The organism is Mesorhizobium sp. WSM4806, from assembly GCF_055811635.1.
In genome coordinates this window covers 260,069-281,046 of sequence record NZ_JBVVQZ010000003.1, presented here as the reverse complement: position 1 = coordinate 281,046, position 20,978 = coordinate 260,069, and the positions used below count along the sequence as shown (strand labels likewise).

Here is a 20,978-nt window from a genome sequence, read left to right as displayed (position 1 = left end):
GTGCGGGCATAAGCCTGCCGCCAATCCGCATTCTTCGGGAACCTGCGCCGGCTGGCGCACAGGGGGAGATGGGGATGCCTGACGACAATCTTGCCGAGGAAGCCGCCTTGCCGAGAGGACGGACGCGGCAGGCCCATCTGCATCTCGTCGGCCACCTCGACGTCTCCGCACAAGCGGAGCCGACGTCTGGCACCCGAACGGGTCGCGCGGCCGGCAGTCTCTTGAAACCCCGCCTTAATCGGCGCTATCTCCTTGCCGGGCTGCTGGCGCTGCCCGTCTCGGGCGTCGTCGGCGCAGAACTGCATCTGGGCATGGGGCGATCGGACGGCGGTAAATGGTTCGGGGGAGCGGCCGCCTTTCTGCGTCCAAGCGGACCGGTGCTTTCGCGCGCAGATGGGCAGATCATTGAAAATCTTGACATTTATGCGCCCCAAGGCAACGGGATCACGATACTCCATCAGGGCGTCATTGTTCGCAGCTGCCGCATCCGTCATGCCATGGGCAGCGGGATATACGCCCGGGGAGCCGCCGGAATACGCTTGCAGGACCTCGAGATCGATCATGTCGGGGCTCCCCCCTCGGGGACCGGACCAAGCCAGAACCGCAACAACATAAAGCTGGAAAGCTGCCCGGATGCGATCATCACCCGAGTCAAGGCGTCCCGCGGCTCTTCCAACATCTATGTCGTCGACTGTCCGGGCAGCCAGATGAGCTTCCTCGAACTCCACGACGCGCGCGGGCCGTTCCCGCGTGGACAGAATGTGCAGTTCAACCGCTCTCCGGATACGAGCTTGGAAGACTTCTCGGCCGAGAATGGTCCCACCTCCTGGACCGAGGACAATATTTCTGTCTTTCACTCGGACCGCTGTGTCGTTCGGCGTGGACTCGTCTTCTATAACAACAGTCCGACCGGGGCTGGCGTCATGCTGGAGGGAAGCTTCAATTGCCTTGTCGAAGACGTCGATACCGTTCAACAGGGCAACGGCGCCTTCTCGGCTGTCCCGCAGGGTAAGGTCGGCAGTGGCGGATGCTCGTTCAATCGCTGCCGGATCCGGAACACCTACAACGAGCAGCGGGACGGCCGGGACGCCCCGACATCCAACGGCCTGTCGTTCCAGACCCGGATATCAGAAGGCGCTGAAAAGCACAGCATTAAGAACTGCTGCGTCTACGCGCTCGCCAATCCCGGCAACATCATCTGGGAAACGGCGGCTGTGCATGCCGGGTGGTCCATCGAGCGCAAGGCATTTGATCCCAGGCCGCCATTGCAGCTTGCCTTCGACTGGCAGTGAGCGGAGGGGGCGCTACAGCGCCGCGCGTCTTATCAGACGCGCAAAGGTCGCTGTATCCTTAAATCGGTTAGGATTTACAAGGAAACATGCAGTAGCGTTGCCTCCGATCATGCCCTACCCGCGACGCCAAAAGAGAAACAGGTCTGCCAACATTGACCGCGGCGGGGACATCCCAAGCGTCCAGAGAGGCGCTGACGCAAGGATCATGCGTCCCGTCGTCGTGCTCGTATCGACAGGTGTGTCGACGATGCGGAGACCGACATCCTTGTTGCCAAGCCTTTCGATGAGCGCCAGAACCTGCCGGGTTGTGCGCGCAATACGGTAGGGCTTCGTGACAGCAATCACGTCTCCTTTCCTGGCACATGCGATCGCCCTCTCCAGCTCCGGCGTCGAGCCGAACATGCTGGCCCTCTCGCAGAAGAAGTTCTCGGCTCCCAGCCGGGCAAGATAAAGCTTCTGCGCCTCCAGCCTTGCGGTGGGTTCGAAGGTGTTGATACGACAGTAGCCGATGATCATCGCCTTGCCCAATCGTAAGAAGCCTTGCGCCGTTACGATGAGAGGCCGAGGGCGGGCGGCTCCCGCCGTACCGATGACGTGATCGCAGTCATGGCCGGTGCCCCGAGCCGAGTGGGCCTGAGCCAGCACACCATATCGACACGCGCCTCATCAGCCGCAAAAGGCGAACCGTGTAAAAGCGAAGCGGTTGCTCGCGAAGATGCTCGGGCGGAGCGGTCACAATCAGACCGTCGTCAATAAGGACATGACTGCCGGTCGAGGCATGTATCGCCGTATTGAGGACGACATGCTCGCAGCTCTCGCGATCCTGGGCATCGATGTAGGAGTGGGCATAGTAGGGTTCCGCCCGATAGAGGCAGAGGCCGTTGAAAGCCGAGACGCAGTGCCGCAGAGAACTCGCCGACACCCGTTCCTGTGCATCGTGGACGCATCGTGCCAGGGTGGAGCGATAGGTGAGCGGATTTCGTTTCGCGCGAACGATAATATGCTGAAGATTCTCCATGAATAGGCCCTCGCACCGCAGCGCCAGCAGATCGTAGTAGCGCGGCTTCGAGCTCGCGGCCACGGCGAAGAGGCTCGCGTCGGCGGCGAGCCGATCGAGCGATGAGACGAACGCGGCGACCGTAGGGGGGGCTGCGAACACGGAGTCCAGGTCGACGACGCAGACATGGTGCGTGGCGGGATGGTTTTTGCTCGCGTGCAGGCGAAGGAATTCCCGACCGGCCGCCATGCGCGGCAGCCGCTCGGGGATCGTCGCCATAAAATCCGTCGCAAGGATCTCGACCGAAGCATCGGCCCGGAAGTGCTCGAGGAGCAGCGCGCGGGTGTCATCCGTTGACCCGTTTTCGCCGATGACTGCCCGGACCCGCAGGCCCGCCCCCCGCAGTTCGGCGATGAAGCGGAAGAAGTTTGGAAGCGTCCTCGCACAATTGCGCGCGAGTCCCAGGAAGACGATATCGCAGGGGAGAGGGACGGTGACGCTCATCACGCAAGCACCTTCCGGCCGAGCCGATAGGCCGAGCGCGCGCACAGAAAGACCGGCTCGGGCGCATTCCACAACAGAAGGCCGTCGAGAGCATCCTTCCAAAGAAGTGCGGCGAGAACCAGCAAGACGCGCATCGGTGGTCGCTCCTTTGAAACTCAGTTCGGCACTGCTGACGCCCCTGGCGAGGACGCGACGGCTCCGGCAAAGTCCACCTTTGGCAAAACGACCTCCACAACGTCGCCGGGCGCAAGCCCGAGATCTTCGTTGCCGGGGAGCGTTTCGTCGCCCTGCTCTCGCTTTCTATGGACTTTTATCTCGGGCCGACCCGCGGCTGTCAGCAGGCTGGATTGCGCTTGACCTGTAAGCGCCAGCTTCTGCGCGGTACCCTCAAGACGCGCCGAGATCTGGGCCAGATTCATATAGGCCCCCTGTAGCTCTCCCAAGGCCGCGATTTGTCGTTCACTGTCGATCTTGTTCAGCTGTCTGACATATTCGCCGCGCTGGCGCTCGATGTTCGATGCCTGGACGATCGTCTCGAGCAGTTGGGTTGATGACATAAGCACCGCTCGACGGGCCTCAGATAGGCGCGTGGTCGGCGCTAGGCCCTTCTGCAACAGCGTCCTGACGCTCTCGTAATCGTCGGTGTCGGCCTTGCTTCCCTCTTCGTCCTTCTTCTTCTTTTCAGACAGGAGCTCCAGTTGCAGGCTGGTCTCCTCGACAGCACGTCGCAGAAGCTCCTTGTCCTTTTCACTGTCTGACAGACGAGCTTCGATATGCGCTGTTGCCGCTTGCTTCAATCGTTCGGCGAGCGCCTCAGGCACGGCCACGTTCTCGACATGTTTTACTTCTTCGCCGAGTTCGGTGCGAAGGCGCCAAATGCGAGCCTGTTCCGTTGCGAATTGCGCCCATAGGGCTTTGTATTCCGAACGGAAATCGGCCGCTTCCATGAGCGGATTGGCGATGCGAACTTGGGCAGCGCTGTAGCCACCCGCAACCGCCACAGCCTGTCGGACAGTCATACCCGGCCGGAAGATGTACTCTCCCGGCCTGGCCACATCACCATAAACATAGATGGGCCGGTATTCGGCAACAGAAATGAAGACCTGATCGGCCTGGATCAGGTGCGTTATCTCACGGCCGTCCGTGGTCCCCTGCCGATACTGCTTGCTGGCGAGACTGCCAGCGATTATTTCCTGCGCTTGTTGAATGGAAAGGCCGCTGACTTGAACCGCTCCAACCAGCGCCAAGTTCACCTCGCCGTCCACTCCGATCTGCAATCGCTGCCTGAAATCCGGAATACCAGGGACCGAGACTTCCAGCGTATCTCCGGGCTGTAGCTTGTAGTCGGCAAGTGCCGCTGTCGGAATCAGAGCGATGGCGCCAGCGAACGAAGCGAGGCGGGTCGAAGCCATGGTCATCGACAGCGCCGACAACAAGGTTCTCAACAGCTTCATGGGTCCCCCAACGGGTTGCCCCCGTATCTCTACGGGCGACTGAGCATGGGTTTCTCCGGCGCGGGCGAACCTGCGCAGTGGATGGCCCTATGCTACCAGAAGAGGCATGGCCGAGGCCGAGGCAAAATGGCTGGCTCGCTGGCTCTTTCGAGGCACCCCTCATGGAAACGGACGAGGACGCCTAATCGCAGGCGTGTGCGCACTGGCCGGACGGCTCTCATGCCCCTACCGTGCCAAAACCGGTACGACGCGCACCCCTTCTACCGAGACCGGTGGATCGCCTGTTTCGGACGGACCGCATCCGTATTCGGTCAGGTACGCCAAGAACCGCCTTGCTGCATTTCGATCCCATTTGGCGGAACGGGTTCCGCATCCTCGGCCCAAGCAGTGGCGCGAAGTGCAGTCAGGTAGCCGTATGAGAATGCAATTCCCACTATCTGTAGAGGAGTCTCCAGGACTGCATTGACGAACATCGCGAGGAAAATCATGACGAAGACCGCCGAAGCATGGTTTCGAACGCCGCGCGGCAGTCTGCGTGGTGGGAACGCCGCCGCAATTGCAGATACAATCAAAATGAATCCAATGACTCCCGTCCGCAGCATGGATTGAAGGAACGAGTTGTGGATTCCCGTTGAGAGTATTTCAAGCATCCTGGCATGCGTGATGTTCCTGGTGTCAGGAAGAAAGGTGAAATCCAAGAAACCTGGGATCTCATATCGCCACTGAACCGACTCTTTTCCAAATCCTATGCCAATGCCGTATGTATCCGCCACGGATGCGAGTGCGTCCGAAATGAACGCAAGTCGGATCCCGGCGTTCGGGTCCAAGGCAAAGGTTTGAGGTATGAAATTCAGCCCGAGGGCATAGGCAGCAGTTAATGCCGTCGCCAGAGCTATAGCTACCAATCGGCCTGGCACGCCAATTAGAATGACCACTATGGTGACCGCGAGCACCTTGAACTGACCCAAGGGGCTCACAAGGGCAAATCCCAATAAGAGCAAAATGCCGCCGTAGCGGCGCCAGTCATTCGTCAGAAAAATACTGCCTGCAATGAAGAACACGGCAATTGCAATGTTATTGAGGAGCGAGCCGTAGAGAATCAGCATCGTGGCTCCCGGAGGTGCGCCCTCGTATTGCACACCCTGCTGAAACATCACCGCCGGCGCGACAACGAGAGACAGGAACAGGAAAACGGGTGCCCCAAAAAAGGCATTGCCGCTCTTCAGCCTGCGGCGGAAATAAGCCTTGGATGCCCATGCGACGGCGAAGAATCCCACAATCGGGACGATTTGCCTTATGACTGCTTCTTGAAGGAAGTAAACCTGCCAGGAATCCGGCATCAGCCTGTATCTGGACAGCAGGGCAATGAAGAGGCAGAAGGCGGTGTAGACCGCCAGCAGACGAGGCGGCACCGTCTGCCGCAGCACGGCATAGGCCAGACAGACACCGACCGGGATCACTATGAAGAAAGGGCCAAGCAGTTTAAGCGATATTGCCAGGGCGCAGGCCAGCCAAATGCCGGAGAGAAAGAGCGTGTAGTCGAGCACGTCAGGGGAATGGCTGCAAACGAGGTCGACCGGCTTTGAACCCTTCCTGCGTGACAATGTCGCTGGCGAGGCCATGGCCTGTGTCACCGGTTAGCACTGAAAGCCTTCGCGAGCCAGATTGGTCCGCGTGGATTCCCGCGATCAGTGCGGCGGCGCACGGCGAAGGATGGCGCACGGTTGATCCTGGTCAAAATTACTGCCGAGAGTTTCTCTGCGGGGATGATGCGCAGAATTCCCTCGAGATGGTCCGCGTAAGTGCGGCGTGCCTTCAGCACCAGGAGGACCTCGCTGATGACGCCCATGGCCGCTTCCAGATCAGCGGTGCGGTCGGTGCTGTGAAAATCAACCACTATACAACTGTATTCTTGCTGCAGATGCTGGAGTGCAGCGGAGATGGAGAGCGAGGCATTCAAGTCGGAGATTGACCCCGTGGGCCTGAGAGCCAGAACTTCCAGCCCTTCCTGATCCGCGGGAATGGTGGCAAACGCCCTGGCGAGCTTGCGACCTGGCTCCGCGTTCAGCATTGGCTGGTCCATTGATGGCTTTTGCCAATTGGCATCAACGAGCAGTGTCTTTTGCCCGGTCGCCGCAATGACCCTTGCGAGATGAACCGCCACCGTGGAGCTTCCGGACTTGCCGAGGGGTGAAGCAACGCCGATTACAAATCCGCCTTGGCGGCCCTGAACTCCGCGCATCCGGGTGGCAATCTTGCTCACTTGGTGGCCCTGAACTCCGCGCATCCGAGTGGCAACCTTGCTCAGCGAGCTGTGAAGCTCGGGAGCGTCCTTTGAGTAGACGGGCTGCAAAGACTGCTCGCATGGCCCCACGACAGTCCACCTGCGGCGGGGAATTCTGGGGATCCCTACAATCCGATCGAGGCCGGTCGACCTGTGCACATCCTCGACCGTCATCAGGCGGTGGTTCATTGCTTGCCTGATCAATGCATGACCAACGCCGGCAACCCCACCCGCCATAACGGAGAGCGCTACCACCAGGACCGTGGGCGGCCAACTGCGTTTGCGAGGCGGTTCGGCCGCCGTGATGACCCTTGCGCTCGGGATCAGCGACGAGGCGCTAAAATCGGAGTGGCTCCGCTGCAGTAGGGCATTGTAAAGCGAGCGATAAACCTCGGCCGCGCTCTGCTGCTCGCGGAAAAGGACTCTTGCCCTCTCCGCGGATTCAGGGTCCGACGGGAGTTCCTTCAGTGATTCGGTCACAAAAGCCTTTTCCCGAAGTTCCGCCAGCCGCTTGTGCAGATCAGATGTTTCTTCCGCGCGAGCAGCCCGCCGGCGTTCGCGCTGATTTCCGATGTAACCGGCGGCGATCGCGTTCGCGAGCATGGCCGAGAACTGAGGATCGGTAGAGGTGACCCCGATCTCGACGGCGCTGGAGAAACCCAACTGACGAACGGAAAACGCGCGCCTAACAAGGACCATCGCCTGATGCCGAATATTGGGCTCCACCGTCGGCAGTTCGGTGCCGAAGAGAGACGCCAATTGGCTCCGCACGTAACTGGAGATCCGCGCGCGCAAGCTGTCATCCATCACAAACTCTTCGTTTGCTAGGTCAGTGTCGTCAACAACGCGTCCGACGACCTCGTCCGACTGAATGACCTGTATCTGGCTCTCTACATAGACCCGCTCATCTGCCTCAGCTTCGCCCGGTTCCAAAGCGGGCGGAGGTGAAAGGAGGATCGTCGCATAGGCGGTGTAATATCCAGGCGAAAGGACCGCATATGCGCCGCCGACACCGAGGCTCAAAACCATCCAGAGGAGGCAAAGGCGCCAACTGCTTCGAACAAATCTCAAGATGTCTTTCACGGTCAGCTCGTCGCGATCCTTGGGGGGGATCGGCTGGTGAGGCGACCCGGACGGCTGAACGACAAAGTGATCGGACGCGAACATGTAGAGAATCTCCTACGGCCGGAAACGATCGGCATCATGCTCCAACGGCGCGGACGCTGGCAGACATCTTCGCACCCGGCCTGCGTCGCAAGCCGCCGCCGTGCGAAGGACGGCCGCTCCGCCAATGAGGAAGAAGCCGGTTGAAACCACCAGCACGACGACTTCCTTCGCCACCATCGCATAAACAATGGCTTGCTCTGCCATGACGAAAGATAAAAAATACGAGGCCACCAGGAATACCAGCAGACCGGATGCGTTAAGGGCGGTCCATTCATTTTCGTATCCGTAACTAAACATGAATATATTTGATGTGAATGTATTTATGTTCATCAGCAATGGTATAATGGCCATTGCGCGCACGATAGGTGTCGCTCCTGAAAATTCATCTCCAAAGAGGGTCAATATTATATATGGAGCAACAAAGAACATTCCGATACTCATCGCCGCTCCGCCTGCTACGGTGAATAGTGACCTCCTTATTAGTTGTACCCCGGCAGCAGGGTCGACATGAGCGTAGTATGAAACCCTCGGTATGAGGGTATCCATAAGCAACCTGAAAAATACCCGCGCGGCTAGTAGGAATTTTTCGGCGACAGAATATTGTCCGGCTGCAACATAACCTGCGAAATGTCCGACAAGGGCGACAGGGAGGGTGACGAGGGCAGTATCCACGGCGGTGAAGAGGAATCCCCTCCAGCCGTTGCGTAGCTGCATTCCAATCGTCGAAAGCGTCACGGACCTGAAGCCGCCGAACCCGATCGGAAGGATGAAGGGTAAGCAAATGACGCCACTGACGACGGGAACTGCGCTTTGGATGGCAACGGCGAGCGCGACCTGGTCAGGTGATGCAACCATGGCGACGAAACAGACGAGCGCCAGAACGCGAGCGACAACCCCCGCGACGGCCGCCTGCCAGGCGCGCTCCAGGCCGACGAAGAGCCAGGCCGGAAAAATAACGCCGCCGGCGGCCGAGAGCATCGCGCACAGGAATGTCGGCCTGTCGAGCGCCAGGACGTCGCCGGCCAGCACAAGACCAACCAGACATACGGCAGCGAACAGCACTGCCTTGGTGACCATGACCTGAGCAAAGAGTGACGCGATCTCCGCCGGCTCGTATCGAAGGGAAGCAACTCTGCGTTGCGCGGTCCAGTGAAATCCATAGGCCACGGCGACGGCAGCGAGTTGTCCGATGGCGAGCGCATACGCGTACTGCCCGAAACTCATGGGTCCGAGGACACGCCCGGCATAGGGCAAGATGATCAGCGGCTGCAGGACGTCGGTGGCATGCAGGACAGCCAGACTGGCGGCCTGTTTGCTCAGAGTCATGGAGAGCCTCCCGTCAGGTGCCTGTCGAGGCAATGCAAACCACACCGTCCAGATATGGGCAGCGCCGCCTCCCAGCAGCAGAGCCAAAAACAGCCGCCCGTGGAGGAGTTGGCGCAAATCGGCAACACGGCGGTCCGAGTGTGTTCACTGGTTCCGCCCTCCCTCTAATCGTTACGAACTCCGCGCCCGGGAAGGAGCGATGCCTGCAGCAAAGCCAGGATGAACAGGCTGTTCGTCACGAGATACCTGCTCGCCAAGCGGCGGGGATCCTGGAAGAGCCGGTGCAGCCATTCCAGCCCGCTCCTCTGCATCCATTGCGGCGCCCGCCTGACGTCTCCGGCGTGGAAATCGAAAGCTGCTCCTACCCCCAGCATGACCGCATTGATCCGGCCGCGATGCGCCTGCATCCAGCTTTCCTGCTTGGGACATCCGAGCCCCACCCACACGATCCTCGCACCGGACTGATTGATCATTCTGACCACTACCTCATCCTCCTCGGCCGACAGAGGGCGGCGCGGAGGTGAGTAAGAGCCCACGATGTTTATGCCGGCAAACTCGGTTCGAATGCAATGTTCAAGACGCTGGAGGGTGCCGGGGCTGCCGCCGTACAGGAACATTTCCGTGCCGAGTTCTGACGCTCTCCGGCAACAAATCCACATCAGGTCCGGTCCGCTGATGCGCGGCTGATCCGGGTGTCCCTGCCGCCTCAGGACCCAGGCTACCGGCGCTCCATCCGGCGCGACAAGGTCGGCGCTTTCCATCGCTTCGGCATGGGCGCGATTGCGGCGGGCGGTGACGACACTGTGGACATTGCCCAGGAAAACCGTTCGGCTCTCTCGCCGTAGGGCCCAGTCGAAGACGCAGTTGACTGCCTGCGCCCAGTCAAGGGCGTGCACGGGTATCTCAAGCACTTGCTCGCGCAACTGTCCCGGATCGATCGCGAGTTCTGTCATGCCACCCTCGATTGCTGATAGGTGAGCTTCATCACAGCCTGCGAGCACTTCGAGTTCAATTGCTATTCCGACGGGAAGCTGGCGGGCGGGGCGCTCACCAGAGGTACCTAAAAGGAAACTCCCTCGTTCTCTTCGTGGTGCCGAAAGAGCGCATGAAATGCGCAGCCCGTCGCGTCGTCGAGCAGGAGGCAAAGCCCCATCACCGCGGGTTTGCCTACGGCATTGTTGTCGGGCGACACTGTGACGATCTTGACGCCGATATGGCCGCCTGACGACGTGCCGGCCGCAACGGAGAGAACAAGGGAGTTTCCTTTTAGGTACCTCCGGTGAGCGCGCCGCCCGCCAGCTTCCCGTCGGAATAGCAATTGAACTCGAAGTGCTCGCAGGCTGTGATGGAGCTCACCTATCAGCAATCGAGGTGACAGAGCTCGCGATCGATCAGGGAGTGGTGAGATGTCGCAAATGTTCGCGGATGATGCCCTCTGGTTGCAGCCCAAAGAATTCGCGCAGGATTATCTGGCATCGCTGTGCATCGCATTGGCGCAGATCGATACGGATGCCGTGGAGGAGGCGATACAGATGCTGCGCGCCGTACGCGATGCAGGCGGCACAGTCTTCGTCGCCGGCAACGGCGGCAGCGCAGCGACCGCCTCCCACTGGGTCAATGACCTCGGTAAGGCCACGAAACGCTCGGGAAGGCGGCCAATCCGGGTCATGGGCCTGACAGACAACGTCTCCTGGATAACGGCGCTCGGCAATGACGAAGGCTACGAGCGCATCTTTGCCGGCCAGATGGAGAACTTCGCCAAGCCGGGTGACGTGCTCATAGTGATTTCAGCCAGCGGGAACTCGTTTAATCTCGTGCGGGCAGTCGAACTCGCTCGCGAAAGGAAGGTAGCCACGATCGGCATTGTCGGTTTTGACGGCGGCACGCTTAAAGAGCTCGTCGATCAGCCAGTATGGGTGCGGTCTGAAAAAGGCACCTACGAACTCGTCGAGGACGCCCACGCCGCGATCTGTCATGCCATCACGCGATACCTCGTCGCCGACCGACCGGAGCGCGGTCAATGAATATTGTCCTGCCGAGCTCTCCCCGCCTGCAAAAGGCAAATGTCGAGGGCCGCACCTACAGCCGGCCGCGCCAGGCGGTCATCCTGGCCGGCGGGCGTGGCACGCGCATGCGGCCGATCACACTCGACCGCCCGAAACCAATGGTGCCCGTGCTCGGCCGGCCTTTTTTGGAATACCAGATCGAACAGCTGCGGCAGGAGGGGTTCGAAAGGGTTCTTCTTCTACTCGGGTATTTGCCCCATGTGGTGATGGACCACTTCGGCGACGGCAGCAGGTTGGGCCTCAGTATCGAATATGCCGTCACCCGTCCCGACGACCTCACCAGCAGCCGGGTATCCAATGCCCGTCACCTCATAGATCCGTGCTTCCTGCTGCTGTATTGTGACAATTACTGGCCGATGCGCATGGAGCGGCTGTGGCAACGCTTCTGTGCGGCCGGCAAGCCTGGAATGATCACGGTCTACAGCAACAAGGACGGCTATTCACGCGGCAGCGTGATCCTTGATGCGGACGACAATGTGACCGTCTTCGACCGGCTCCGCACCACGCCCGGGCTGCAGGGAGTCGAGATCAGCTATGCCATACTGACCGATCTCGCCCTCGAACTCCTGCCCGACGAGGACGTCCTCTTCGAGGAGGCCATCTACACGCCGCTCGCGACGCAGCATCGCCTCGCCAGCTTCGTGAGCGAGCACCGCTATTACAGCGTGGGTTCGATCGAGCGTCTACCCGCGACGGAGCGCTTTATGAGGCGCGAAAAAACCATGCTCGTAGATAGGGACGGCGTACTCAACTGCAGACCGCCACGGGCTCAATATGTGTGTTCATGGGACCAGTGGGAGTGGGTTCCGGGTGCAAAGCAGGCGTTGGCCCTTCTGAACGAGGCCGGCTACCGCGTAATCATCATCTCGAACCAGGCAGGGATAGCGCGCGGAGCGATGACCGCCGCTGATCTCGAGGCGCTTCACCAGCGCATGTGCGCCGAGTCCGAAGCCGTCGGCGGCAAAATCGCGGAGATCTACCACTGCCCACATGGCTGGGACGACGGCTGCGACTGCCGCAAGCCCAAACCCGGCATGCTGTATCAGGCACAGCGCGACTTTGATCTCGACCTCACACGCACACTCTTTGTCGGCGATGACGATCGTGACCGTCAAGCGGCCGAAGCCGCGGACTGCCTATATGCGCAAGTAAGCGAGCAATGCTCGCTTCTGGACCTCACCCGTCAACTTCTTTCGAAAGCGGAGCAGGGCAGACATGAATGAACCAACACGCGTTCTCGTCACCGGACACAATGGATATCTCGGTTCTGTCATAGTGCCCGTGTTGCAGGCAGCGGGCTATCAGGTGGTCGGGTTGGACGTGGGATATTTTCGTGCGTGCACCCTGGGAGCCGACAATACCAGTGTGCCCGAGATCACAAAGGATCTGCGCGCCATCGAACCCCCGGAACTCCAAGGCTTTGACGCGGTGATCCATCTGGCGGCACTCTCGAACGACCCGATCGGAAATCTCAACGCGGATTGGACGAGGCAGATCAATGCGGACGGGACAGTTCGTCTGGCCACGATGGCTAAGGCGGCCGGCATCCGGCGGTTCCTATTTTCCTCCTCCTGCATCATGTATGGCATGTCGAAAGCAGCCGTCGTCGACGAAACCGCCCCGCTGGCGCCGCAAACAGAGTACGCAAGATCGAAGGCTGTTGCCGAAGAAGCGCTGCGCTCGCTGGCGGACGACCGGTTCTCGCCCGTCTATTGCCGCAACGGCACCGTCTATGGTCTCTCGCCGCGAATGCGCTTCGACACCGTGCTGAACAATTTCATGGGCAGCGCCTTCACAACTGGACGTGTCGAAGTCCACAGCGATGGCACGCCATGGCGGCCCGTGGTTCATGTCCAGGATGTCGCGCGCTATTTCAAATTGATGCTGGAGGCGCCGCTACAGGACATTCACAATGAGGCGTTCAACATGGGTGTTGAAGGCCTCAATCTTCAGGTGCGCGAGATAGCGGAGATCGCCGTTGAGGCCGTCCCCGGCGCGCAGCTCACAATGACACCGAAGCCGGGCGCGGACCAAAGGACCTACAAGGCGGACTTCACCAAGTTCTCACGGACTTTCCCGGATTTCGAGTTTCAGTCGACGGCGCGAAAGGGAGCGCAGGAGCTTTACGAGGCGTTCCGCTCGATCGCACTTAGATTTGAAGACTTTACCGACAAGCGCTTCACGCGGCTGCGCTGGCTCGATCATTTGCTCAAGGCGGGGATGCTCGATGATCAGCTGCGCTGGCGAACCGCACAGCCGCGTGTTGCCTAATTTTCATTCCGTTGATTTTCGTGAGGGCAAAATATGGAACAGCTAGACGATACCAAAGCCGTGGGGCGCCGCTCAGGACTGGACCTTCCGACCATCATCGACCGCGCTGCACAGCGTCTACCGTCTCTCGTCCTGACGCGCACTCCTTTGCGCGTCAGTTTTGCTGGCGGCGGTACCGACCTGCCCGATTTCTACAATCTCGATTGCGGCGCGGTCTTCAGCGCGGCAGTGGACAAGTACATCTATGTCACCGTCAAGCGTCACAGCGAGATTTTTAATGAACCCATCCGCTTGAACTATTCACAGACAGAGCAGGTAAACACCATTGGGGAGATCAAGAACAACATCGCTCGCGAATGCCTGCGTTTCCTGGAGGTCGAACCGCCCATTTACATCTCGACGGTCGGAGACATGCCGGCCTCGACGGGCATGGGGGGGTCGAGCTCGTTCACGGTGGGACTGCTCAACGCCCTGCATGCATTCCGGGGAGAACGTGTCACCCCTGGCCAACTCGCCGAAGAGGCATGTCACATCGAGATGCACATCCTCAAGGAGCCGATTGGCAAGCAGGACCAGTATGCCGCCGCGTTCGGGGGCATGAACCTGTTCCGCTTCCAGCCTGGCGGCGCGGTAACGGTCGAGCCGCAGCGGGTGCGCAATGGCGCCGTCGAACATCTCTTCAGCAACCTGATGATGTTCTGGACATCGCATCAGCGACCGGCCAGTTCCGTGCTGGCAGAGCAGAAGGCGAACACGTCAAGCAATCTCGATACGCTCAGGCGGATGCGGGACGATGCCTTCATGCTTCAGGAGATCTTTTCGGAGCCCGTCATCGACATAGAACGCTTCGGTGCCGTCCTTCACGCAGGGTGGGAGATGAAGCGGAGTTTGGCGTCCCGCGTGAGTAACGCGGCGATCAATGGCCACTACGACCTCGCCAGGGACGCAGGCGCGGAAGGCGGCAAGCTGTGCGGCGCCGGCGGCGGCGGGTTCCTTATGTTCGCGGTCAAGCCGGAACGCCGGGAAAGCGTAAGACGCGCACTTTCACACCTAGCCTATGTGCCTATCGGCTATGAAGTCCACGGCTCGCGGCTCTTGCATCCGGCGCAAGTCTAATGCCGTCCCCGATCGCACAAGCGGATCGCCGGCGAGAGCAACCATGAGGAGAGCGTCGGAGATGCGACCCGACGTGACACTCATTTGATCAATGGATCTACGATGGTTTTCACAAAGACCGATATTCCCGGCGCCACCCTGGTGGAACTGCAGAAATTCGAAGACGAGCGGGGCTTTTTCGCGCGCGGCTGGTGTTCACGGGAATTTGCCGAGCAGGGACTTCCGGATCATGTCGTGCAGATGAATATTTCATTCAACAGGCACAAGCATACACTGCGCGGCTTCCACTACCAGCTGGCTCCCCATGGCGAGGACAAGATGCTTCGCTGCATCCGGGGCAGCCTGTACGACGTGTTGATCGACCTGCGGCCCGAGTCGCCCACCTATAAGCAGCACCTCACTGTGGAACTTTCCGCGGCGAACCAACGGATGCTGGTGATACCGAAGGGCTGCGCGAATGCTTTTCTCACCATTGAGGACCAAACCGAGGCCACGTATCTCGTCTCCGAATTCTATGCACCGGCAGCCGAACGCGGTGTTCGTTGGAACGATTCTGCTTTCGCCGTGAAGTGGCCAGTGGATGAGCCGGCGGTGATCTCAGATAAGGACCGGACTTGGCCGGACTACGCCGACTGACCTTTCTCGGCGACGAACTTGCGGGAGCGCTACAGAGGAGACGCAAATGTTCATCGTCGACAGGGAGTTGGAGTTGCTCCAGGCTGAGGGGCGTCCAATTCGCGTGGGTATGGTGGGGGCCGGTTTCATGGCCCGAGGCATCGCGATGCAGATGCTGCGATATGTTCCGGGCATGGAACTCGTAGCCATTTCCAACAGACACGTGGAAAAGGCGAGAGAGGCCTATGCCGCTGCAGGCGCGGACGATGTGACGGAGGCGACCAGCACCAAAGCGCTTGAGGATCTCGTGGCCCGCGGCCGCCGCGCGATCACGGCGGACCCGATGCACATTTGCGAGGCCGAAGGCATCGACATCGTCGTCGAGGCGACAGGCGCGATCGAGTTCGCTGCCCACGTCACAATGCGCGCGATCGGGCACGGCAAGCATGTCGCCCTGATGAATGCCGAACTCGACGGCACGATCGGCCCAATCCTGAAAGTGTATGCCGACCAGGCAGGCGTGGTCCTCACCAATGTGGAGGGGGATCAGCCCGGCGTCATCATGAACCTCTACCGTTGGGTCAGGGGCCTGGGCATACGTCCCGTGCTTTGCGGGAACATCAAGGGCCTGCACGATCCCTACCGAAATCCGACGACCCAGGAGGGATTTGCCAAGAAATGGGGGATGAAGGCCCCGATGGTCACTTCCTTCGCGGACGGCACGAAGATCTCATTCGAGAACGCCATCGTCGCCAACGCCACAGGCATGCTGGTGGCCAAGCGCGGCATGTACGGGCCTGTGGTCGAGCCCGGGACCCCGATCCAGGAGGCGGTCGGCTGGTATCCGCTCAATCAGCTCCTCGAGGGGCCGGGGATAGTTGATTATTGTGTCGGCGCCATGCCCAACCCCGGCGTCTTCGTTCTTGGCACCACTGAGAATGCCGTCGAGAAACACTATCTGTCACTCTACAAGATGGGCCCCGGGCCGCTCTACTGTTTCTATTGGCCTTATCATCTGTGTCATTTCGAGGTGCCCTTCACAGTGGCGAGGGCCGCGATCTTCCGCGATGCTGCGATTGCGCCCCTGGGCGCGCCGACCGTTGACGTGGTGGCCGCCGCCAAGCGGGACCTTAGTGCCGGAGAGATCCTCGATGGCCTCGGACATTACATGACCTATGGCCTCTGCGAGAACGCGCGGACGGTGCACGCCGAGCGGCTTGTGCCGATCGGGCTCGCCGAGGGCTGCCGACTGCTGCGCGACGTCAAGCGCGACGAGGTGCTCGGCTATGACGACATCGATCTTCCGATAGGGCGGCTGTGCGACGCGCTGCGCCGGGCGCAGGATCTTGTCTTCTTCGGCAGCTCTGCCGCGTCACCGCAGCGCGAGGTTCTTACAACCGCTTAGTTAGCGGGATGTTCCGCAGACCGAGCCCGAGGAGGTTCGAGATGGCCGAACCGATGGCGCGAATGCTATCCGACTTCCATTACCTGAAGCATGCCGCCGCGCTTTGCCTCCTCTTTGTGGGTACGACTTTCCTGGCCCTTAACCCGGATTGGATCGACAGGCCCCTCGTAAAGGCCATTAACACCGTAGCGAGCAATCAGCCCTTCGCCAGCCGGCTCGCTTTCGGTGCCGTCTACCCAACAACCGAGGGCGCTATAGTTGTGTCCTTGCTTTGGTACTGCTGGTTCGCCCATGACAGGCCGGAATCGAGGGCAAGGCTGGTGAGCGGCGTCTGCGCAGCTGTCCTCGCGGCGCTCGTCGCGCATTTCCTGCAGGGCACTCTGCCGACGACGCCAAAGCCGATTTTTGACGCCGCACTTGGGCTTCATATCCCGGAGGTTCTGGGCGACGCTGCCGTCCTGCGCTCAGCGCCGTTCGCCGGCAGCCCCGGGTTCCCCAGTGAGCGAGCGGTTCTGTTCGCGGGTTTAGCGATCGCCATTCTTCTCGTTCGCTTCGAACTTGGACTCCTCGCCCTGGCCTGCACCTTGGTAATAGAGCTTGCGCGAGTCTACTTGGGGCTGCATTATCCGACCAATGCTCTGGGTAGCCTCGCCTTGGCCGCGACCCTGGCATGGCTAGCACAAACGCGCCCGAGCCTTGAACTCGGCGCCTTGTTTCTCCGGTGGGAGCGCGGCGCCGCACCAAGCTTCTATCTGTGCAGCTTTCTGGTCTCATACCTTGTTATTGCGTTTCAGGACTTGCGCGAACTTGCCAAAGGGCTTCTCCAGTAGGAACTGGTGTGAAGCCGGCCAGGAAACGTCATCTTGGCCAAGCAACAACAATCATGCTGAAGGGTTCGCAACAGCGGCGAATTACCTCAATGCAACAGGTCAAAAATCCGGCAGCTGGATAAGGCCCCTCCACGGTTTCTCCTGCGGGCACGAATTGTCATTTTTGCTGACGCGATAACAAGCCTTACGAGAACTTCGACAAGCCAGCGTCGGTGGCGGGGATCGTCGGCAACAAGCGCCCCGACGCCACGCTTGCCAGGTGACCCGAGATACAGGCTGGACGCGAACGTTTCTCAGCCGGCATGGCCGCGCCGCACTGGTCAAACGACCCACATGTTCGGCATTGCCGACGGCAGCATGGGCGCAAGCGCTTGTGAACTGACGGCTCGCGGCGGGCGGCTACGTCCGACGAGGCTAGCCAAGCAGAAAGGGGACGCACGGGAAGTAGCTGTGACGGGCATTGAGCGGTGGGATTACCTCCGTTTGGTGGCGTGCCTCCCACAATGACACTCTGGTCGAACACAGCGCTTTCGCCTTTCATTTGAGGAGTGCGGGGGCGGACCGTAGCTCGACGGCGCCACCACAGCCCTCAACGATTGGATGGGACACGATGACAGATCGCATTGCGCTCATAACTGGTGTGACCGGTCAGGACGGTGCCTACCTTGCAAGACTGCTGCTGGAGAAAGGCTATACTGTCCACGGACTGAAACGCAGATCCTCCTCCTTCAATACCGAACGCATCGACGACATCTACGTCGATCCGCACGAACCGGACGCACGCTTCTTTCTCCACTACGCCGACCTGACCGATGCGACCAATCTCATTCGTATCATTCAGCAGACGTGCCCTACCGAAATCTACAATCTTGCGGCCCAAAGCCATGTCCAGGTAAGCTTCGAGACGCCGGAATATACCGGCAACGCCGATGCCCTTGGCACACTCAGGCTGCTTGAAGCCATACGCATCCTGAAGATGGAAGAGCGGGTGCGCTTTTATCAAGCGTCAACCTCCGAGCTGTTCGGCAAAGTCCAGGAGGTGCCCCAGACGGAGAAGACGCCGTTCTACCCGCGCTCTCCCTATGCGGCGGCCAAACTCTATGCCTATTGGATCACGATCACTTACCGTGAAGCGTACGGAATGTTCGCTTCCAATGGCATACTGTTTAATCATGAAGGTCCCACGCGCGGCGAGACGTTTGTGACCCGCAAGATCACACGTGCGGTTGCAGGTATCGAGCGGGGCTTTCAGTCCACCCTCTATCTTGGAAATCTGGACGCGAAACGCGACTGGGGGCATGCTCGCGACTATGTGGAGGGCATGTGGCGGATTCTTCTGCACGCCGAGCCTGACGACTTCGTCCTCGCCACGGGCGAAATCCATTCGGTGCGCGAGTTCGTGGAACGTGCCTTTCGGGCAGTCGGCCGCGTCATCGTCTGGGAAGGTAAGGGGGTGGACGAGATCGGCCGGGATGGCAAGACAGGAGAGATCCTCGTCCGAGTCGACCCACGCCATTTCCGTCCGACGGACGTCGATCTCCTGATGGGAAATCCGGCGAAAGCCCGCTCAAAGCTCGGCTGGTCGCCTAAGACGACGTTCAGCGACCTCGTGGCGGAAATGGTGGCCGCCGATCTGAAACGTCTGGAGCGAGAGAGCTGGCACATGGACAGTAGCGTCTAGAGTGGGCCACCGGTCATGGACTACACTTATCGGCTCGACGCAAAACGCGTATTCGTGGCTGGCCACCGCGGCATGGTCGGCTCGGCTGTGGCGCGGCGATTGGAGGAGGAAAACTGCGAGGTCCTAATGGCTCCGCGCGACGTTCTCGACCTTCGAAATCAGGACGCCGTGTATCGCTGGATGACAGAAACCAGGCCCCACGCCGTGGTCCTTGCAGCCGCAAAGGTCGGCGGGATTCTCGAAGCGAATGTCATCCGGCGCAGGCGCGGCCACAACCCCGCTCGCAGGAACGACGACTTGCCAGCTCCTGAAGCGCCGAGAACCACGAGCGCCCGCTCGGCGCCGGCATCGCGCACATAACATGCACGGCTGCCGCCGCTCTCGATGCGCGCGCCGGTGGCCTGGATAAAACCTTCAGCTTGCTCGTCAATCTCGGCAGGCTCACGCTCAACGTGCTTTTGTCCTTCGCTCAGTTCGAGCGAGAGGTCACAGCAGAGCGTATCCGCGACAAGATCGCCGCATCGAAGAAGAAAGGCATGTGGATGGGCGGCGTGGTGCCCCTGGGCTATCGCGTCGACAACCGCAAGCTGGCGATTGACGAAACCGAAGCGCAAACAGTTAGACACCTATTCGATCGCTATCTCGCCCTGAAGTCGGTCCGGGATCTTGTCGATGAGTCGAGTGACGGGCTCTCGGCAAGGACGCGACAACGCAAAGACGGATCTGTTGCCGTCACAATGCCGTTTGGTCGCGGCAATCTCTACCACCTGCTTTCGAACCCGATCTACATCGGCAAGATCAGGCACAAGGATCAGGTCTACGATGGAGAGCACGAGCCGATCGTCACGTCTGCCACATTCGAGGAGGCCCAGGCACTTCTCGCCTCGCAAGCGCCACGGCGGCGAAGCCAGTCCAATGTCACGCAGCCTCATCTGCTCACCGGTTTGATCGTCGACGAAGCCGGCGAGAAATTGCGATCGGTTCATGCCAACAAGCAAGGTGTCCGCTACCGATACTATGTCTCAAAGCAATTCGTCGATGAGCGCCGGAAAGGGTCATCGGGTTGGCGTCTTCCAGCGCCCACACTTGAATCAGTTGTTGAGCATCGCCTGAATCGAATTCTCAGTGATCAGGCCCAACTGTCTGGTTGGATTCAGCAATGGGCCGACGCTGGCGAAATTCAGTCGGCGATGCGGCGGGCAGAAGTGATGCGGTCGTGCTGGGCATCAGACACTGCGGAAGCGAAGCGATTTATGCTTCAAAAGATCGTTCGGAGGATCACCCTCAAGCCCGGATCGTTGACGATCGAACTCGATTGCCGCTCGCTATCGGAATTGCTTCTCGACCGTACTCTGCCTCCCAACGATAGCGCCCAAGTAACTTCGATCGAATGTCCAAGCGGTATGAAGCGGCGCGGTGTCGAGACGCGGATCGTGCTTACAGACGGGTCCAACATCAGCCGAGAACCCGACGGCGCCTTAATCGACCTTGTGCGTCGAGCCCGCCTCTACCTGGAGCAACTTACGGACGGAGCAACCGCAGCGTCACCGACGTTGCCATGCTCAATGGCACCGACACGTCTGAGGTGAGTCGACTTCTTCCCTTCGCGTTCCTCGCTCCGAAAATAACGGCCAGCATCGTTGCCGGTGATCAGCCTGTCCAACTGACGGCGCACAGACTCTTGCGGGTCTCTGACCTGCCACACGCCTGGACCAGCCAGACTGCTCTCCTCGGCTTCTGACACCAATCCGGCGTGCATCTGGCTGATCAGCCAACCATCGCTTTGCCAAACACTTGGCTACGGAATTCGCCCGACAGAGACGGACGGCCAAAAGTCAGGTGTTTTGGACGCTCACTGCGGAGCCTCAGCCAAGTGTTGCCCACTACTCGGCGCTAACCCACGGACATGTCGTAGCTATTCTGAGACGGGCGAAAAACCCGGAAATCCGGTGGACTGAATGGTGGGCCCG

The 20,978-nt window shown here is 60.1% G+C and carries 19 protein-coding genes and 2 pseudogenes; 11 read left to right on the top strand and 10 right to left on the bottom strand.

What is annotated here, in order from left to right; translation table 11 throughout:
• The first annotated feature begins 74 nt into the window (after positions 1-74).
• Positions 75-1,292, top strand: a complete 1,218-nt coding sequence (locus AC0L2M_RS06785) for a right-handed parallel beta-helix repeat-containing protein (RefSeq protein ID WP_473534411.1) — start codon at positions 75-77, stop codon at positions 1,290-1,292.
• A gap of 114 nt (positions 1,293-1,406) precedes the next feature.
• Here the strand turns inward: AC0L2M_RS06785 and AC0L2M_RS06780 are convergent, their stop codons facing one another.
• From AC0L2M_RS06780 to AC0L2M_RS06740, 9 genes and pseudogenes are all read right to left on the bottom strand, one after another.
• Positions 1,407-1,820 (bottom strand): recombinase family protein, encoded by a 414-nt coding sequence (locus AC0L2M_RS06780; RefSeq protein WP_473534410.1) that lies wholly within the window; start codon positions 1,818-1,820, stop codon positions 1,407-1,409.
• Between the two features lie 76 nt (positions 1,821-1,896).
• A complete protein-coding gene (locus AC0L2M_RS06775; RefSeq protein ID WP_287288813.1) occupies positions 1,897-2,793 on the bottom strand; it encodes a glycosyltransferase family 2 protein in 897 nt (298 codons plus the stop codon).
• A complete protein-coding gene (locus tag AC0L2M_RS06770; RefSeq protein ID WP_473534409.1) occupies positions 2,793-2,927 on the bottom strand; it encodes a hypothetical protein in 135 nt (44 codons plus the stop codon). Before AC0L2M_RS06770 ends, AC0L2M_RS06775 begins: the two co-directional genes overlap by 1 nt.
• Positions 2,928-2,948: 21 nt before the next feature.
• A complete protein-coding gene (locus AC0L2M_RS06765; protein ID WP_473534408.1) occupies positions 2,949-4,247 on the bottom strand; it encodes a polysaccharide biosynthesis/export family protein in 1,299 nt (432 codons plus the stop codon).
• A gap of 311 nt (positions 4,248-4,558) precedes the next feature.
• Positions 4,559-5,869 carry a hypothetical protein gene (locus AC0L2M_RS06760; RefSeq protein ID WP_473534407.1) on the bottom strand — a complete coding sequence of 437 codons (1,311 nt, stop codon included), beginning with the start codon at positions 5,867-5,869 and terminating at the stop codon, positions 4,559-4,561.
• A gap of 8 nt (positions 5,870-5,877) precedes the next feature.
• Positions 5,878-7,698, bottom strand: coding sequence for a Wzz/FepE/Etk N-terminal domain-containing protein (locus AC0L2M_RS06755; RefSeq protein ID WP_473534406.1), 1,821 nt, complete (start codon positions 7,696-7,698; stop codon positions 5,878-5,880).
• A 12-nt stretch (positions 7,699-7,710) separates the two neighbouring features.
• Positions 7,711-9,024, bottom strand: a complete 1,314-nt coding sequence (locus AC0L2M_RS06750) for an oligosaccharide flippase family protein (RefSeq protein ID WP_473534405.1) — start codon at positions 9,022-9,024, stop codon at positions 7,711-7,713.
• A gap of 164 nt (positions 9,025-9,188) precedes the next feature.
• Positions 9,189-9,977, bottom strand: coding sequence for a WecB/TagA/CpsF family glycosyltransferase (locus tag AC0L2M_RS06745; RefSeq protein WP_473534404.1), 789 nt, complete (start codon positions 9,975-9,977; stop codon positions 9,189-9,191).
• Positions 9,978-10,141: 164 nt separating this feature from the next.
• Positions 10,142-10,264: pseudogene (locus tag AC0L2M_RS06740) on the bottom strand (bifunctional Delta(1)-pyrroline-2-carboxylate/Delta(1)-piperideine-2-carboxylate reductase); the annotation flags it as partial.
• Positions 10,265-10,430: 166 nt separating this feature from the next.
• Between AC0L2M_RS06740 and AC0L2M_RS06735 the strand changes: the two are divergent.
• The 9 genes and pseudogenes from AC0L2M_RS06735 to AC0L2M_RS06695 form a co-directional block, all read left to right on the top strand.
• Entirely contained in the window at positions 10,431-11,048 is a 618-nt protein-coding gene (locus AC0L2M_RS06735; RefSeq protein ID WP_473534403.1) for an SIS domain-containing protein, read from the top strand.
• Positions 11,045-12,313: an HAD-IIIA family hydrolase gene (locus tag AC0L2M_RS06730; protein WP_473534402.1), complete on the top strand. Its 1,269-nt coding sequence runs from the start codon at positions 11,045-11,047 to the stop codon at positions 12,311-12,313. Before AC0L2M_RS06735 ends, AC0L2M_RS06730 begins: the two co-directional genes overlap by 4 nt.
• On the top strand, positions 12,306-13,361 hold the full coding sequence (locus tag AC0L2M_RS06725) for an NAD-dependent epimerase/dehydratase family protein (protein WP_473534401.1): 1,056 nt from the start codon (positions 12,306-12,308) through the stop codon (positions 13,359-13,361). The genes AC0L2M_RS06730 and AC0L2M_RS06725 overlap by 8 nt, the downstream gene beginning before the upstream one ends.
• A gap of 33 nt (positions 13,362-13,394) precedes the next feature.
• On the top strand, positions 13,395-14,477 hold the full coding sequence (locus AC0L2M_RS06720; RefSeq protein ID WP_473534400.1) for a GHMP family kinase ATP-binding protein: 1,083 nt from the start codon (positions 13,395-13,397) through the stop codon (positions 14,475-14,477).
• Positions 14,478-14,579: 102 nt separating this feature from the next.
• Positions 14,580-15,113 (top strand): dTDP-4-dehydrorhamnose 3,5-epimerase, encoded by a 534-nt coding sequence (rfbC, locus tag AC0L2M_RS06715; protein WP_473534399.1) that lies wholly within the window; start codon positions 14,580-14,582, stop codon positions 15,111-15,113.
• 46 nt (positions 15,114-15,159) lie between these two features.
• Positions 15,160-16,497 carry an NAD(P)H-dependent oxidoreductase gene (locus tag AC0L2M_RS06710; protein ID WP_473534398.1) on the top strand — a complete coding sequence of 446 codons (1,338 nt, stop codon included), beginning with the start codon at positions 15,160-15,162 and terminating at the stop codon, positions 16,495-16,497.
• A 41-nt stretch (positions 16,498-16,538) separates the two neighbouring features.
• Positions 16,539-17,327, top strand: coding sequence for a hypothetical protein (locus AC0L2M_RS06705; protein WP_473534397.1), 789 nt, complete (start codon positions 16,539-16,541; stop codon positions 17,325-17,327).
• Between the two features lie 610 nt (positions 17,328-17,937).
• A complete protein-coding gene (gmd, locus tag AC0L2M_RS06700) occupies positions 17,938-19,008 on the top strand; it encodes a GDP-mannose 4,6-dehydratase (RefSeq protein WP_473534396.1) in 1,071 nt (356 codons plus the stop codon).
• A gap of 15 nt (positions 19,009-19,023) precedes the next feature.
• Positions 19,024-19,248, top strand: a pseudogene (locus tag AC0L2M_RS06695) (NAD-dependent epimerase/dehydratase family protein); the annotation flags it as partial.
• Here the strand turns inward: AC0L2M_RS06695 and AC0L2M_RS06690 are convergent.
• Complete coding sequence (locus AC0L2M_RS06690; RefSeq protein ID WP_473534494.1) at positions 19,167-19,364, bottom strand: nSTAND1 domain-containing NTPase; 198 nt, start codon at positions 19,362-19,364, stop codon at positions 19,167-19,169. The pseudogene AC0L2M_RS06695 and the gene AC0L2M_RS06690 overlap by 82 nt on opposite strands.
• A 63-nt stretch (positions 19,365-19,427) precedes the next feature.
• Between AC0L2M_RS06690 and AC0L2M_RS06685 the strand changes: the two genes are divergently transcribed.
• Positions 19,428-20,597, top strand: a complete 1,170-nt coding sequence (locus tag AC0L2M_RS06685; RefSeq protein ID WP_473534395.1) for a recombinase family protein — start codon at positions 19,428-19,430, stop codon at positions 20,595-20,597.
• Positions 20,598-20,978 lie beyond the last annotated feature (381 nt).

Excerpts from the sequence above, each read along its gene's own strand:
- AC0L2M_RS06785 (WP_473534411.1), top strand. The coding sequence starts at position 75 with ATGCCTGACGACAATCTTGCCGAGGAAGCCGCCTTGCCGAGAGGACGG.
- AC0L2M_RS06775 (WP_287288813.1), bottom strand. The coding sequence starts at position 2,793 with ATGAGCGTCACCGTCCCTCTCCCCTGCGATATCGTCTTCCTGGGACTC.
- AC0L2M_RS06770 (WP_473534409.1), bottom strand. The coding sequence starts at position 2,927 with ATGCGCGTCTTGCTGGTTCTCGCCGCACTTCTTTGGAAGGATGCTCTC.
- AC0L2M_RS06765 (WP_473534408.1), bottom strand. The coding sequence starts at position 4,247 with ATGAAGCTGTTGAGAACCTTGTTGTCGGCGCTGTCGATGACCATGGCT.
- AC0L2M_RS06760 (WP_473534407.1), bottom strand. The coding sequence starts at position 5,869 with ATGGCCTCGCCAGCGACATTGTCACGCAGGAAGGGTTCAAAGCCGGTC.
- AC0L2M_RS06755 (WP_473534406.1), bottom strand. The coding sequence starts at position 7,698 with ATGTTCGCGTCCGATCACTTTGTCGTTCAGCCGTCCGGGTCGCCTCAC.
- AC0L2M_RS06750 (WP_473534405.1), bottom strand. The coding sequence starts at position 9,024 with ATGACTCTGAGCAAACAGGCCGCCAGTCTGGCTGTCCTGCATGCCACC.
- AC0L2M_RS06745 (WP_473534404.1), bottom strand. The coding sequence starts at position 9,977 with ATGACAGAACTCGCGATCGATCCGGGACAGTTGCGCGAGCAAGTGCTT.
- AC0L2M_RS06735 (WP_473534403.1), top strand. The coding sequence starts at position 10,431 with ATGTCGCAAATGTTCGCGGATGATGCCCTCTGGTTGCAGCCCAAAGAA.
- AC0L2M_RS06730 (WP_473534402.1), top strand. The coding sequence starts at position 11,045 with ATGAATATTGTCCTGCCGAGCTCTCCCCGCCTGCAAAAGGCAAATGTC.
- AC0L2M_RS06725 (WP_473534401.1), top strand. The coding sequence starts at position 12,306 with ATGAATGAACCAACACGCGTTCTCGTCACCGGACACAATGGATATCTC.
- AC0L2M_RS06720 (WP_473534400.1), top strand. The coding sequence starts at position 13,395 with ATGGAACAGCTAGACGATACCAAAGCCGTGGGGCGCCGCTCAGGACTG.
- rfbC (WP_473534399.1), top strand. The coding sequence starts at position 14,580 with ATGGTTTTCACAAAGACCGATATTCCCGGCGCCACCCTGGTGGAACTG.
- AC0L2M_RS06710 (WP_473534398.1), top strand. The coding sequence starts at position 15,160 with ATGTTCATCGTCGACAGGGAGTTGGAGTTGCTCCAGGCTGAGGGGCGT.
- AC0L2M_RS06705 (WP_473534397.1), top strand. The coding sequence starts at position 16,539 with ATGGCCGAACCGATGGCGCGAATGCTATCCGACTTCCATTACCTGAAG.
- gmd (WP_473534396.1), top strand. The coding sequence starts at position 17,938 with ATGACAGATCGCATTGCGCTCATAACTGGTGTGACCGGTCAGGACGGT.